Source organism: Streptococcus sanguinis SK49, assembly GCF_000212815.1.
Lineage (GTDB): Bacteria > Bacillota > Bacilli > Lactobacillales > Streptococcaceae > Streptococcus > Streptococcus sanguinis_C.
The window spans coordinates 331,528-346,011 of the sequence record NZ_GL890985.1; the positions used below are offsets into that span (position 1 = coordinate 331,528).

Consider the following 14,484-nt stretch of genomic DNA (forward strand, 5'->3'; position numbering starts at 1 on the left):
GTAAAAGCTTAAAATGGAAGTGAGGAACAAGCCTAGCTTCCATTTTTTATAAAATTTGACAAAATATTTAGAAAACGCTTGCAATTTCTCTGGTTTCTGATATAATAAACTTATGGATTGTTACTGGTCAAGCAGGCAAAACCTAAGCAAATACGAGATATAAAGCAGTTTCTTGCTTTCTATTTGGTGTGTGTTTAGGTTTTTTTCGTGCCCTATTTTCGGGAATAGGAACAAACTGATAGCCTAAAAAATAAAAGGAGGATCCATTATGGCTAAAGACTATACTGAATTAGCTCAGGATATTGTTGCCCATGTAGGGGGCAAGGACAATATTACCAAACTGGTACACTGCGTGACACGCTTGCGTTTTTCTCTAAAGGATGAATCTAAAGCAGATACAGACTATCTGATGAAGCGCGACGGAGTTGTAACGGTTGTCAAGGCCGGTGGTCAATATCAAGTCGTTATTGGCAATCATGTGCCAGATGTTTATGAAACGGTGCTTAAGGTTTCTGGTATTTCTGGTGAGGGCAGTGTTGATGCAGATGATGCTGTAGAAGGAAATCTGTTTGACCGCTTCATTGCGCTCGTATCTGGTCTCTTCCAGCCTATGCTAGGAACCTTGTCAGCAGCAGGTATGATCAAAGGTGTGGTAGCCATTATGGCAGCCTTAGGCGTTGCCAAAACAGATGGTGCTTATGTTGTGCTCAATGCAGCCGGTGATGGTCTCTTCCAGTTTCTTCCTTTGATTTTAGCTATTACATCTGCTAAACGTTTCAAGATGAATCAGTTCACCGCTTTGGCTATCGGTTTTGCTTTGGTTTATCCAAATATCGCAGCTAGTTTTACAGCAGAAAAACCGCTTTATACACTTTTTGCTGGTACACCGATTGAGTCTCCAATTTTCTCAACCTTCTTCGGTCTTCCTATTATCTTCCCTACATCTAGCTACCTGTCAACGGTCCTTCCGGTGATTGCAGCTGTTTGGACTGGTGCCAAGATTGAAAAAGGCTTCAAAAAAATCATTCCAGATGTTGTCAAAGTCTTCATCGTACCATTCTTTACCCTTTTAATTACAGTGCCACTGGCCTTTCTGGTTATCGGTCCGGTCATGAGTTGGGCTTCTGATTTGGTTGGTGCTTTCTTTACAGGTATCTATGACTTTAATCCGGTGATATATGGTATCGTTCTGGGGGCTGCTTGGCAGGTTCTAGTTATGTTCGGTCTTCACTGGGGCTTGGTGCCACTAGCAATCTTGGAGCTTCAAAAGGGTCCAGGGGTCATCTTGGTTGCCTCTATCGCCATCTGTTTTGCTCAGGCAGGTGCCCTGATCAATATCATGATGCGCACCAAAGAAGATAAAGTTCGTCAGCTTTCGATTCCGGCCTTTATATCAGCTCTTTTTGGTGTGACGGAGCCAGCTATTTACGGGATCACCCTCCCTATGCGCTTGCCGTTTATCATGACCTGTATTTCTGGGGCACTGACTGGTGCGTATCTAGCTTTCTTTGATGTCAAAATGCAAGTTATGGGAGGTATGGGACTCTTTGCCATTCCATCCTTTATCGAAGCTGGCAACAGCATGACCTTGGTTCACTTCCTCATTGCCATTGTGGCAAACTTTGTGTTAGGTTTTGGCCTGACTCAGCTAGTAAAGATTCCAAATCTTTTCGGTGGACCGTCAGAAAAAGCAGCTACCCAATCTTTAGATTTTGAAAAAGCAGTAGACTCAGCGGGAATGTTAGAGCAAGTCGTGACAAGTCCATTGGCTGGTGAGCTAGTGGCTCTTGAGGACACTCCAGATGCTGTCTTTGCTAGCGGAGCTATGGGCAAAGGAGTTGCTATTGAGCCGAGTGTTGGCGAAGTAGTAGCTCCTACTGATGGGGTCATTCGACTGCTTTTCCCAACCAACCATGCTATTGGTTTAGCTACTGACGATGGTGCAGAACTGCTGATTCACGTCGGTATGGATACAGTAGCCCTTGACGGAAAAGGCTTTACAGCTCATGTTGTCCAAGGCTCTAAAGTTAAGAAAGGACAGCTTCTGCTTAGCTTTGATATTGATACTATCAAGGAGGCTGGTTATCCAGTGACAACTCCAATCATTGTTACTAACACAGCCAATTATAAGCAGATTGAAGTCCTTGCAAAAGGAGAAGTTCAGCTTGGTGATCAGCTATTAGAATTGAAAAAATAGAAAATGAAGCAGGGGAATGGGAGAGATTGCTACAATCTTCAAATTGTAGCAATCTCTCCCATTCCCCTGCTTTTTGCTTTGCTTTCCTTTTGACGGTAAAAATAGTACAATATAGTAAATGTTAATGCACTATTATCAAGCAAGAAAAAGCGGAGAGATGTGATGGATAAAAAAATTCTTTGGGAGAAGATTCAGACTTTTTTTCAGGAACTTTGGAAAAAGATATCTAATTTTGCTGCGGAGCATACTCTCCTGACAGATGCCTACCAAGCTTGGCGGGATTGGATTAAGAAGTTGCCGCTTCCTCGTCCCAAAATCTTTCAAAAACAGCTTAGCAATCGCCAGTTTGTCGGAGTGCTTTTGACCGTAGTAGGGCTGTCAGCTGGCTTAATTCTGCTGTCAGAGCATGTGCAGGATTTTACTTTTCTGTCTCCTAGTAAGAAAGAGCAGCAGTCAGATTCCTCTCAGAATCAGATGGTTCGTATCATGGCCACTGGGGATTTGCTTTATCATGATGGTCTTTATCTGAGTGCTCAGAAAGAAGACGGCACTTATGATTTTTCTGAGAATTTCCACTATGCTAAGGAATGGCTTCGGCAGGGAGATTTGGTCTTAGGGGACTTTGAAGGCACGATTCGGCCGGACTATCCCTTGAATGGCTATCCGCTCTTTAATGCTCCAGAAGCCGTAGTTCCAGCAATCAAGGATGCTGGCTATCAAGTGATGGACCTGGCTCATAATCACATTTTAGACTCTGGTCTGGAGGGAGTTTTTACTACAGCTCAGGCTTTTGAAAAAGAGGGAATCACTCCCATCGGTATTTATCCGCACGAAATCCGCAGTCAGGCCCCCCTCTTGATAAAGGAAGTTAAAGGCATTAAGATTGCACTGCTGGCTTACTCCTATGGCTACAATGGAATGGAGGGGCTTCTCAGTCAGGAAGACTATGATGATCGCCTGTCCGATCTGGATGAAGAAAAGATGCGGGCCGAGATTGAGCGGGCAGAAAAGGAAGCTGACATCACAGTCGTCATGCCTCAGATGGGGATAGAGTACCAGCTGGAGCCGACAGAGGAGCAGATGACCCTCTACCATAAGATGGTTGACTGGGGAGCAGATATTGTCTTTGGAGGGCATCCGCATGTGGTTCAGCCAGCTGAGATTTTAGAGAAAGATGGCCAGAAGAAGCTGATCATGTATTCTATGGGGAATTTCATTTCCAATCAGCGCATCGAAACCATGGAGGAGATTGAAAATGCTCATTGGACCGAGCGCGGAGTGCTGATGGATGTTACCATTGAAAAGACACCAAAGGGCACACAGATAAAAAGTGCCCAGGCTCATCCGAGCTGGGTCAGTCGAGTTGAAAAAGGCACTTCCTCAGAAGACGGTTTTCCTTTATACACTTACCAAACCTGGATTTTGGATGACTTTATCGAAGGCGGCAAGTATCGAGACAAACTGAACCAAGAAACCAGAGCACGGATTGATACCGCCTATCAGGAAATGAATTCTCATGTTGGACTGAATTGGACGGGGCAATAAATTGCTTGAATATGAGTTTAGCCAGATTGGATTTGCCAATCTGGTTTTTGCTGTTTTAAAATTGAGGACTTTGTTATAATTAAAAAGGATTATAGAGCTGTTAATGAATGAAACTGACCGCTTTCGAGCTCGTCTATTATTTTGACTTATTTTATTGGAAAGAAAATGAAATGTATTTTGGTTTGAGGCTGCTTTTGTATTTTATACCCATGTTTATCTTGTTTTTGTTGCTGGTGTGCTCCCTGGTATTGCTGGTTTTCTGCCTGTTTCTGAGAAGAAATCTCTTCAAGGAAAAGCAGGGACGCTATTTGCTGCTAGCTATCTTTTGGCTGGGGCTCTTCAATCTTCTGCTGAACTTGCTAGTTTAGAAACGATGAGGTCGTAAGGATAACAATCGAAACACTTAGGTCTTAGCTGACTTATATGTAAAAACATATTATTATTTCTATCTTTCTGGTGAAATTAACATAAAAAACGAACACCTCAAAGTTCATTTAGCTTAGCAGGTATTCGTTTTTTATTTTCTATTTTAGCGCTTTATTTCTTCCGATATTGACTGGGTGTCATTTGGTAGTATTTTTTGAACTGGCGGTTGAAGTTGGACAGGTTATTAAAGCCAGCCTGGCTGGAGATTTCCAGTACAGAGAGATTGGAGTGCTGCAGGAGTTCGGCTGCCTTGCGAAGGCGGAATTGAATCAGGTACTCAATGCAGGAAACGCCCAGATGCTTCTTGAAGAAGTTCATGAAATGGGTGGAGCTGTAGCCACAGATGCCAGCCAATTGGTCAATATTCAGGTCTTCTTGGTAATGGGCATTGATGTAGTCAATGATGGAGCGAATCTTTTCTTCCTTGCGATAGCCTTCTGGTGACAGGTCTTTGGAAATGACATAGCCGTTCTCAAAGAGCAGGTAGAAGAGCTGGTTGAGCTGGGCTTTGAGCTGAAATTCGTAGTGAGATTTGCGGAAATAGCCTGTTTCCATAGCTGCTAAGAGGCACTGGCGAATCTCCGCATAGGCTGTATCATTGGGCTTGATCACATGAGTCAAGTCCAGCTGACCATTGTAGAGGGGCTGCAGATAGTTGATGCTGGCCTGATCCATGGCAGAGTAGCCCATCAGATCCAGATGGAAATTAATAGCGTCCATATAATGGCGCTCGTCGTTGATGGGGTGGATGGAGTGCAGGGCATTGGGGCGAATCAGGATAATATCACCTTTTTCACTGTTAAAGTAGTCGTCGTCAATATGAAATTGTGCTTTTCCTTCATGGACATAAATCATTTCAACATCGGTATGCCAGTGGAAAAGAATATCTGGATGACCATTTTCAGTGATGGTGCGGGTCAGAGAATAAGGGGTTCCTTGGTTTTTAAAAACGGTATTTTTATGTAGTTGGCCTAAATCAATCATGGGGACACTCTTTCATAGAATAGTACAATTTATTAAGATAATTGTGTTAGAAAATATGTTTGACAACTATTATAATATAAATATAAAAAAAACGAAAGCGAGAAAATGCAAATGGGTAAATTTCCGCAGAATTTCCTCTGGGGTGGTGCAACTGCAGCCAACCAGTATGAAGGCGCCTATAATCTGGATGGAAAAGGCCTGTCTGTTCAGGATGTGACTCCAAAAGGCGGTGTGCCAGCTACGCCAGGTGATCGCAATCCTTTGATTACTGAGGAGCCGACAGCAGATAATCTCAAGCTGGAAGGGATTGATTTCTATCATCGTTATAAGGAGGATATTGCCCTCTTTGCAGAGATGGGCTTCAAGGTCTACCGAACTTCCATTGCCTGGTCTCGGATTTTCCCAAATGGGGACGAGCTAGAGCCCAATGAAGCTGGTCTGCAATTCTACGACAATCTCTTTGACGAGCTGGCCAAATATGGCATTGAGCCGCTGATTACCCTGTCTCACTATGAAACGCCCCTGCATTTAGCGCGTCAGTACAATGGCTGGGCCAACCGCGATTTGATTGGCTTCTACGAGCGCTATGTCCGCACGGTTTTTACTCGCTACAAGGATAAGGTCAAGTATTGGCTGACTTTTAATGAAATCAACTCTGTTCTCCATGCGCCCTTTATGAGCGGCGGTATTGCCACACCAGCTGAAGAGTTATCCAAGCAGGACCTCTATCAAGCAGTCCATCATGAGCTGGTGGCGTCTGCCTTAGCAACGAAAATCGGTCATGAGATCAATCCTGATTTTAAGATTGGTTGTATGGTCCTGGCTATGCCTGCCTATCCTATGACGCCCAAGCCAGAAGATGTGCTGGCGGCTCGGGAATTTGAAAATCAAAACTACCTCTTCTCTGATATCCATGCGCGTGGAAAATATCCAGCCTATATCAATCGTTTCTTCAAGGAGAATGGGATTGAGATTCAGTTTGCGCCGGGCGACAAAGAGCTTTTGCCTGAAAATACTGTAGACTTCATTTCCTTCTCCTACTACATGAGTGTGGTTGCGGCCCATGATCCGGAAAATTATTCTTCCGGTCGAGGCAATCTTTTAGGTGGCATCCTAAATCCTCATCTGGCTAGCTCAGAATGGGGCTGGCAGATTGACCCAGTCGGCCTGCGCTTGGTGCTAAATAGCTTTTATGATCGCTATCAGCTCCCTCTCTTCATCGTGGAAAATGGTCTCGGTGCCAAGGATGTCTTGGTGGATGGTCCAACTGGCCCAACGGTTGAAGATGACTACCGCATTGATTATCTCAAACAGCATTTACAGCAGGTAGGAGAAGCGCTGGAAGATGGCGTAGAACTGCTAGGTTACACGACTTGGGGCTGTATTGATCTAGTCTCAGCCAGCACGGCAGAACTCAGCAAGCGCTACGGCTTTATCTACGTTGACCGCAACGATGACGGTAGCGGAACTCTAGCCCGCTACAAGAAAAAATCTTTTGATTGGTACAAAGAAGTCATTGCGACGAATGGAGACAGTCTCTATCAGGATTGAATGACTTAAACAAAATAGAATGGCTCCTTATAAAATAAAGGATGAATCTTTTGATTCATCCCTTTTTTCTATACTTTTTATTTCTTCCAGCTTTCGACTTCTTTTTGGTGGTTTTTGATCCACTCTTTGGCGGCTGCTTCTGGTGAGCTGCCTTCGTTAATCTTAAGCATGACTTCTTCCATGTCCTTTTGGGTCCAGTTGAAGTTATCTAGGACCTTGTTGACTTCTGGTAAGTCCTTGTCTAGATTTTTTCGAGTCATAGTGTGGATAGCTTCCTTGCCACCCATAGTTCCCTTAGGATCCTTGAGGTATTTGAGGTCGTATTTGGAGAACATCCAGTGAGGTGACCAGCCGGTTACGATGATATCTTCTTTATTCTTAATAGCTTGATCCAGAGCAGTGGTCATGGCTCCTGTTGAGGAAGAAGAAAGATTCCAGCCACTGAGATTACTGTATTCTTGCATAGTCTTCTCAGTCGCGGTCATGATACCAGCGCCGGGCTCGATACCTGTGATGGTTTTCTTGGCTTGGTCTGATAGGTCTTCGATAGAGTCAGCATCCATATAGCTTGGTACGACTAGCCCTGTCTTAACGCCCTCAAGGTTTGGTCCCAAGTCCACTAACTTGTCCTTGTACTCTTTATAGAGAGCAGCATGGGTAGTCGGCAACCAGGCAGAAACCATGGCATCGGCTTCGCCATTAGCAACGGACTTCCACATAACGGCATTGTCTAGCGGTGTAATGGTGACATCGTAGCCCATTTCCTTGAGGGCTTCCGCTACGACATTTGTTGAGGCAACTTCGGAGTCCCATTCAACATAGGCAAGATTGACCTTTTCTTTTTTGCTTTGCTGGAGCTTGGTCACTTGATTTCCGACAAAGGCTGTCAGGATGACAGCGGCCAGAGCAGACCAGAGCATAATCTTCTTGCGTTTTTCCTTGGCAGTGACAGGTGATTTTTTAGCCAGAGGCTGGTTGAGCTTCTGGGTCAGGCGGTCAATGATAATGGCCAGGATAACCAGAGATACCCCATTGACAAAGCCGGAACCGATGTCGGCATGCTGCAGGGCTGAGAGAACGCCGCGGCCCAGTCCTGGCGCCCCAATCATAGAGGCAGTAACGACCATAGACAGAGCTAACATGATGGTCTGATTGACCCCAGCTAGGATGGTATTTTTAGCCAGAGGCAGCTCAACTTTGAAGAGCTTCTGCTTGCCAGTGCCCCCGAAGGAGTCTGACGCTTCAATCAGCTCGGTCGGAATCTGACGAATGGCTAGATTGGTAAAGCGGACAGTCGGTGGCAGGGCAAAGATGACAGAGGCAAAGACCCCAGGCACCATACCGATACCGAAGAAGGCCACGGCCGGTATCAGGTAGACAAAGGCCGGCATGGTCTGCATAAAGTCCAGCAAGGGCTTGATAACTGCTTCGACGCGGTTGCTCTTAGCCATCCAAATCCCCAGTGGAATACCGATGATAATGGAAATGGCACTGGAGACGATGACCAAGGTCACAGTGTTCATGAGATTTTCCCAGAGGCCTTGGTTGTAAACAAAGAGCAGGCCTAGGAGGGTGAGCAGGGGCAGCCCCAGCTTACGCTTGGAAATCAAATAGGTAAAAATAGTGATGACTGCGATAAAGAGCAGGGGCGGAATGAAGAGCAGGGTGTCTGTCATTCCATTCATGATGGCATTTCCGATAGCCTGAAGGACCGAGAAAAGCCCGGAGAAGGCATCAGTTACCCAGTTAGTAAAGGCCTCAACCCATTGAGAAACGGGGATTGGCTGTTGTAAAATATTCAAAATGCGAACCTCCCTTATTCTTCAGATTCAGTAGTATTGGCCAAAGCTTCGATGACTCGACCTTTAATAATAACGCCGACTAATTTGTCCTTATCATCTACAACGGCCAGAGGCGCTGGTGAATCGTAAATCAGCGGGAAAATATCAGTAATCAGGGTTTCCTGAGTGACCTTGCGGACGTTCTTATCAATCACTTCAGCCAGTGCTTGATGTTGCTTACGGGCATCGCGAGCGGCTTCGGCAGTTAGACTACCCTTGAGATGTCGCTTCCTATCCACAGCCAGCAGCATACTGACCTCTTCTTTTTTCATCCGATTAAGAGCCACGGTTGGTCCGTCAATGTCAATGTTGGTAGTCAGTGGCGTTGTCATGATATTCTGGGCAGTCAAGACCTTGGAGCGATCCACATCCTCAACGAACTCTCGAACGAAGTCGTTGGCTGGATTGGTCAGGATTTCCTCACCGGTGCCAATCTGCATAATCTGACCGTCAGCCATAATAGCAATACGGTCACCGATACGCAGGGCCTCATTGAGATCGTGGGTGATAAAGATAATGGTACGCTCATGCTCTGCCTGCAGATCCAGCAGTTCATCCTGCATTTCGCGGCGGATAAGGGGATCTAGAGCTGAGAAGGCCTCGTCCATGAGCAGAATATCAGGATTATTGGCCAAAGCTCGAGCCAGACCGACCCGCTGCTGCATCCCACCGGAGAGCTGATCGGGGTATTGATCCTTGAAGGACAGGAGACCAGCATTGTCCAGAGCTTGTTCAGCTAGGCGCGTGCGCTCCTCCTTATCAACACCTCGGACTTCCAGACCGAACTCAGTATTTTCCAGAATGGTCCGATGAGGGAAGAGGCCGAAGTTCTGGAAGACCATATTGAGCTTGTGGCGGCGAACGTCACGCAGCTCCTCTTCGTTCATCTTGGCTACATCTTGGCCGTCGATGTAAATGTCGCCTGATGTTGGGTCAATCAATCGGTTGAGCAGGCGGATAAGGGTAGACTTCCCACTACCGGACAGTCCCATGATGACAAAAATTTCTCCGGTCTGAACCTCAAAGTTTACATCGTAAACTCCGACAGTAGCACCGGTTTTTTCTAAAATTTCCGTTTTGCTTTTGGCTTGCTGCACCATTTCCAGTGCCTGCTTTTGCCTTTTGCCGAAAATTTTAGTCAAATGTTTTACTTCTAGTTTATTCAACGTATTTCTCCTTTTGTACAAGTGACTACATGTTTATTTTGATAAGTTGTCACTTAAAAGACCATCACAGTATAACATCGTGTGGTCACTTTGTCAAACCCAAAAGACCGTCAGACCGGCATTTTTCGGCTATTATAAAAAAGGGAGTGGGGATTTTTGGAATATTTCTGAAAGTCATAAAAACCTTGTCAGACAGCGGATTCGCTTGTCTATTCTGTTTTTTTGACAAAGAAAAAACAAGTGCTGTTTCACTTGTTTGTTTCAATTTCATTAAAAAATAAATTATGCATCAAACCGACTGATAATTCGTTGCCAACAAAGTAGATGGTATTGCCGGCTTCTAGCTTGGTATAAGGACCAGGCGAGATTAGGAGTTGGTCTCCCTGCTGGACTGCGACAATGGTAGCGCCAGTCGAGTGCCAGATATTGAGCTCATTGATGGATTTTCCTAGGTTGATAGCGTCTGCTGAGAGCTGCAGCTCGTAGGGATTGAAAGGGAAGCGCTGCTGGACATCTTTGGTCCGGCTGAGAAGCTGATTGAGCAGCTGGGAAAAGTTGGCAAATTCTTCCTCTTGGCGTTGGATGCTCTGGTGGAGCTTGCTTTTGAGGTCCTGCAGAGAGTTGACATCTTTATAGGTCTCGAGAAACTGCTGGGCTTTTTCCTTGGAGGAGATGAAGGCTCCACTACCGTGACGGACTTCCATGATTTCCAGATCTACCAGCACATTGATAGCCTTGCGGGCTGTTTCAGGGGAGACATTGAAGTTGCTGGCTAGGGTAGATCGGGCATAGATTTTGCTGCCGATGGGATATTTGCCATCAACAATTCGCTCGGCAATGGCGACGGCAATCTGCTGGTAGCGTGGGAATGCGACTTCTTTTTTGCTCATGAGGACCTCCAATTTTATGACAGGAATATAGCTATGATTATAATATAAAACTGGAAGATTGAAAAGTGCCCTTTGTAAAATCGACCGTCTTAACCGCCTCTTCTTGCCTTTATTTTTACTTTTTTAAGTAGTATAATATGTCTAAAAGTCAGAGGTCTTCTGGAAAGGGTGAGGGCATTTATGTCGCAATTTATCGTGGTATTACTGGGCTTTTTGGCGGTGCTAGTGCTTGTCATAGTCTTCGCTATTCGGAGAAAGATTCGCTTTAAGAAGCGTTTAGCTGCTGCTTGGGGAAGTCGTGAGCGGGTGGATTGCCGGCCAGACAGTGAGTCCAGTCTATATGAGTCCTTTTTGTTAGACGAAGAAGCTGGAACCTATGATAGTCTGGTGGACGACCAGACTTGGGGAGATTTGGACTTTTTTGATGTTTTTCAGGATATTGATACAGCATCCCAATCCAGTCTAGGTTCAGAGTACCTTTACAGCAAACTCCGCCTGTTGCATTTCGAGGCAGATCAGGAATTTGATGATTTGCAGGCATATTTAGCCCAACATCCAGAGGTGCGCATTCAGCTGCAGTTGCTTTTTTCTGAGATTGGCAAGAAAAACCACAATCAAGCCAAGAAACTAATCTATAAACCAGCTCAGGCTAATCACAGGGGAAGTTTTAACCTGCTTTTGGCTGCAATTCCGCTACTTTCCCCTTTACTCTATTTTGTCAATCCTAGTCTGGGATATATAGTTCCCATCATCAGCATGGCCTTTAATATCGTTTACTCCATGGCCACGCGCTGGTCTCTCGAGATGAAGTTGGACAGCATGGGCTATCTGGTACGGATCTTCTATATTGGTGAAAAGATTGCCCGCCTGCCCTTGCCCCAGCAAGCTGCTCTGAAAGAAGCGGTGGCTTCTTTTAGCCGAACACGGCTTTTTGGAGAAGTCTTTCGGCCGCAGTCGGGTGCCTCTGAGCTGGAGATTTTCTATCTCTATATCAACTCCGTCTTGCTCATACCTCAGTTAGCTCAGGCCTATATCTCCAATCGCCTGGTAAAGGCCAATCAACAGGCTAGGCAAGTGCTGGAGATTCTAGGTCGCTTAGAGGCAGCGATTGCTGTACTTAACTACAAGGAAAGCCTGCCAATTTATGCTAAACCTAGCTTTACAAGCTCAGCTGGGATGAAAGGCAAGGGCCTCTATCACCCACTCTTAGAGCGACCTGTCAGCAATGATTTGGACTTTTCTAAGAATATGATGATTAGTGGCGATAATGCTTCTGGAAAATCGACTTACCTGAGAGTAGCAGCTATCAATGCTATCTTGGCTCAGGGGTTAGGCTTTGCTTGCGCCGAGAGCTTGACCTTGCAGCATGGTCATGTTTTGAGTTCAATGGATGTGACCGACGACATCGGCTCTGGGGATAGTTACTTTATCGCCGAGAGCAGGGCTATTGAGCGCATGATAGATTCCTTGGAAGAAGAGGGCTTGCACTACTTTTTCATCGATGAGCTTTTTAAGGGAACCAATACTGTTGAGCGGATTGGTGCAGGAGTAGCAATCATTGATTGGCTAGCCCAGAAGCCCTGTCTTTACATGATTTCGAGCCATGATGTGGAGTTGGTAGAAGCCTCTGGTCAGCTCAATGCTCAATATCACTTTGACAGTCAATATATAGCAGGAGAGATTGTCTTTGACTATAAGATTAAGCAAGGCAGCGCTTTGACCAAGAATGCGGTTAATACACTAGAGAGCCTGAACTATCCAGAAGAGATCACGGATACAGCCAGGGAGATAATCACCGCCTACGAAGCCAGCGGCAACTGGAGCTTGCTGGGAAAGGGACAGTCCAAATTGGATGACAAAGATAGGAATGGATAAAAAGATGACTGTAAAGATGATAGCGACAGACATGGATGGAACCTTGCTAGACGGACAGGGCCAGCTGGATTTGCCGCGTCTGGCTACTATTTTAGAGGAGCTGGAGAAGAGAGACATTCGCTTTGTGGTGGCTACTGGTAATGAAATTCTACGAATGCGTCTGCTATTGGGAGATTTGGTAGAACGAATGACCTTGGTAGTCGCCAACGGAGCCCGGATTTTTGAAAAGAACCAGCTAAGCATGAGTAGCTTCTGGGAACCTGGATTGATTAGGGATGCGCTGGCTTACTTTGCTGGGCGTGAAAGGGAGCTTCAGCTGGTTGTGACCTCCGAAAGAGGCGGATTTGTCCAGGAGGGGACAGAGTTTCCCTTGATTGAAAAGGTTATGACTAAGGAAATGGCCCAGCTTTTCTATAAGCGTATGAATTTTGTTCCTAGTCTTCAGGATTATCCTTTTGACAAGGTCTTGAAAATGAGTATGATGGTAGAAGAGGCTGCAGCAGCAGAGCATGCTCGTCTGATTAATCAGCATTTTGCAGGCCGATTGAGCGCTGTTGCCAGTGGTTATGGAGCGATTGACATCCTCCAAGATGGGATGCATAAGGCCTGGGGCTTGCAGCAGCTGATGGCTAAGTGGCAGATTCAAAGCTCGGAAATCATGGCTTTTGGCGATAGTGAAAACGATATGGAAATGCTTGAATTAGCAGGTATTTCTTACGCCATGGAAAATGGCGATGAGCGGGTCAAAGGGGTGGCAGATTACCTAGCGCCGGCCAACACAGAAGCTGGGGTTCTACAGGTGATTGAGCAATACTTAGAAGAGGGAAAAGGATAATGGCAGTACAATTACTAGAAGAATGGCTTCTCAAGGAGCAGGCAAAAATGCAGCAAAACTACAGAGAACTCAATCAAGTCTCCGTCAAGGAGCCAGACATCATCTTTATCGGAGACTCCATCGTGGAATACTACCCTCTCTGTGAGCTCCTGCAGACAGATAAAAGAATGGTCAACCGCGGTATTCGGGGCTATAAGACTGATTTGCTTTTGGAAAACCTGGATGCCCATCTCTTTGGGCAGGCTCTGGATAAGGTCTTTATCCTGATAGGTACCAATGACATTGGCAAGGAGACGCCTCAGACAGAAACGCTGGCCAATTTAGAAGCTGCTATTCAGGAGATTTCCCGTGACTATCCGCTGGCTCAGATCCAGTTGCTGTCGGTCCTGCCGGTCAATGAAGCTCCAGCTTACAAGAGCACGGTCTATGTCCGCAGCAATGAAAAAATTCAGGCTCTTAATCAGGCCTATCGCCAGCTGGCCAGCGCCTATATGAATGTCCAGTTTATCGATCTCTACGATGCTTTTCTGGACGAGGAAGGCCAGCTACGCCCGGACTACACAACTGACGGCCTCCATCTGACCATTGCTGGCTATGCAGCCCTGTCCAAGGCTTTGCAGGAGACGTTATAGAGATAAAAATAGGGAGCGAAAAAAGCCCAACCAGACAAATCTTCAAAGGAAGATTTTTTTAAAACTTTTGGTTGACAAATGTAAATCTTAGAGGTAAAATAGGATTATAAGATTTACAAATGTAGATTTAGAAAGGAGAGCTCATGCAAATTTCCAATGCGGAATGGCGCATCATGAAGATTATCTGGATGGAAGGCAAGCAGACCAGCACGGATTTGATCGCCGTCTTGTCCGAGCGCTTTGACTGGTCGAAGTCGACGGTCAAGACTCTCTTGACCCGCTTGGTGGAGAAAGGATGTTTGACTAGAGAAAAATCAGGCAAAGCCTTTGTTTACTCGGCTTTGTTGACGCAGGACCAGAGTTTAGACTTGGTCGTTGAGGATGTGAAAGACAAGGTTTGCTCCAAAAGGATTGTCCAGGTGCTTGAAAACTTGATTCAGGAGAGTGACTTTACGCTTGCAGATCTTAATCAGCTGCAGCAGGTCCTGGAAGAAAAGAAAGCAGAGGCTGTCGAAACAGTCCCTTGCAATTGTATGTAATAG

General features: G+C 45.7%; 11 protein-coding genes. 7 read left to right on the top strand and 4 right to left on the bottom strand.

From position 1 onward, the window contains the following. The first annotated feature begins 268 nt into the window (after positions 1-268). Complete coding sequence (locus tag HMPREF9380_RS09205; protein WP_002932048.1) at positions 269-2,197, top strand: beta-glucoside-specific PTS transporter subunit IIABC; 1,929 nt, start codon at positions 269-271, stop codon at positions 2,195-2,197. A 162-nt stretch (positions 2,198-2,359) separates the two neighbouring features. Continuing rightward, positions 2,360-3,742, top strand: a complete 1,383-nt coding sequence (locus HMPREF9380_RS09200; RefSeq protein ID WP_002932049.1) for a CapA family protein — start codon at positions 2,360-2,362, stop codon at positions 3,740-3,742. A 537-nt stretch (positions 3,743-4,279) separates the two neighbouring features. Here HMPREF9380_RS09200 and HMPREF9380_RS09190 read toward each other — a convergent pair. Next, positions 4,280-5,152 (bottom strand): AraC family transcriptional regulator, encoded by an 873-nt coding sequence (locus HMPREF9380_RS09190; RefSeq protein WP_002932053.1) that lies wholly within the window; start codon positions 5,150-5,152, stop codon positions 4,280-4,282. 105 nt (positions 5,153-5,257) lie between these two features. On the opposite strand from HMPREF9380_RS09190, the gene HMPREF9380_RS09185 reads away from it, so the two are divergent. Then, a complete protein-coding gene (locus HMPREF9380_RS09185) occupies positions 5,258-6,703 on the top strand; it encodes a glycoside hydrolase family 1 protein (RefSeq protein ID WP_002932055.1) in 1,446 nt (481 codons plus the stop codon). Between the two features lie 77 nt (positions 6,704-6,780). Here the strand turns inward: HMPREF9380_RS09185 and HMPREF9380_RS09180 are convergent, their stop codons facing one another. The 3 genes from HMPREF9380_RS09180 to HMPREF9380_RS09170 all read right to left on the bottom strand — a co-directional run bounded on the left by HMPREF9380_RS09180 (position 6,781) and on the right by HMPREF9380_RS09170 (position 10,600). Further along, positions 6,781-8,505 (bottom strand): ABC transporter permease/substrate binding protein, encoded by a 1,725-nt coding sequence (locus HMPREF9380_RS09180; RefSeq protein ID WP_002932057.1) that lies wholly within the window; start codon positions 8,503-8,505, stop codon positions 6,781-6,783. Between the two features lie 14 nt (positions 8,506-8,519). Next, positions 8,520-9,710 (bottom strand): quaternary amine ABC transporter ATP-binding protein, encoded by a 1,191-nt coding sequence (locus tag HMPREF9380_RS09175; RefSeq protein ID WP_002898349.1) that lies wholly within the window; start codon positions 9,708-9,710, stop codon positions 8,520-8,522. Positions 9,711-9,958: 248 nt separating this feature from the next. Beyond that, a complete protein-coding gene (locus HMPREF9380_RS09170; RefSeq protein WP_002896558.1) occupies positions 9,959-10,600 on the bottom strand; it encodes a GntR family transcriptional regulator in 642 nt (213 codons plus the stop codon). 180 nt (positions 10,601-10,780) lie between these two features. On the opposite strand from HMPREF9380_RS09170, the gene HMPREF9380_RS09165 reads away from it, so the two are divergent. The 4 genes from HMPREF9380_RS09165 to HMPREF9380_RS09150 all read left to right on the top strand — a co-directional run bounded on the left by HMPREF9380_RS09165 (position 10,781) and on the right by HMPREF9380_RS09150 (position 14,481). Beyond that, positions 10,781-12,475: a MutS-related protein gene (locus HMPREF9380_RS09165; protein WP_002932060.1), complete on the top strand. Its 1,695-nt coding sequence runs from the start codon at positions 10,781-10,783 to the stop codon at positions 12,473-12,475. Then, positions 12,453-13,310, top strand: coding sequence for a Cof-type HAD-IIB family hydrolase (locus HMPREF9380_RS09160; protein ID WP_002932061.1), 858 nt, complete (start codon positions 12,453-12,455; stop codon positions 13,308-13,310). Before HMPREF9380_RS09165 ends, HMPREF9380_RS09160 begins: the two co-directional genes overlap by 23 nt. Further along, positions 13,310-13,942, top strand: coding sequence for an SGNH/GDSL hydrolase family protein (locus tag HMPREF9380_RS09155; RefSeq protein WP_002932062.1), 633 nt, complete (start codon positions 13,310-13,312; stop codon positions 13,940-13,942). Before HMPREF9380_RS09160 ends, HMPREF9380_RS09155 begins: the two co-directional genes overlap by 1 nt. A 143-nt stretch (positions 13,943-14,085) precedes the next feature. Further along, a complete protein-coding gene (locus HMPREF9380_RS09150; RefSeq protein ID WP_002903780.1) occupies positions 14,086-14,481 on the top strand; it encodes a CopY/TcrY family copper transport repressor in 396 nt (131 codons plus the stop codon). Positions 14,482-14,484: the final 3 nt, after the last annotated feature.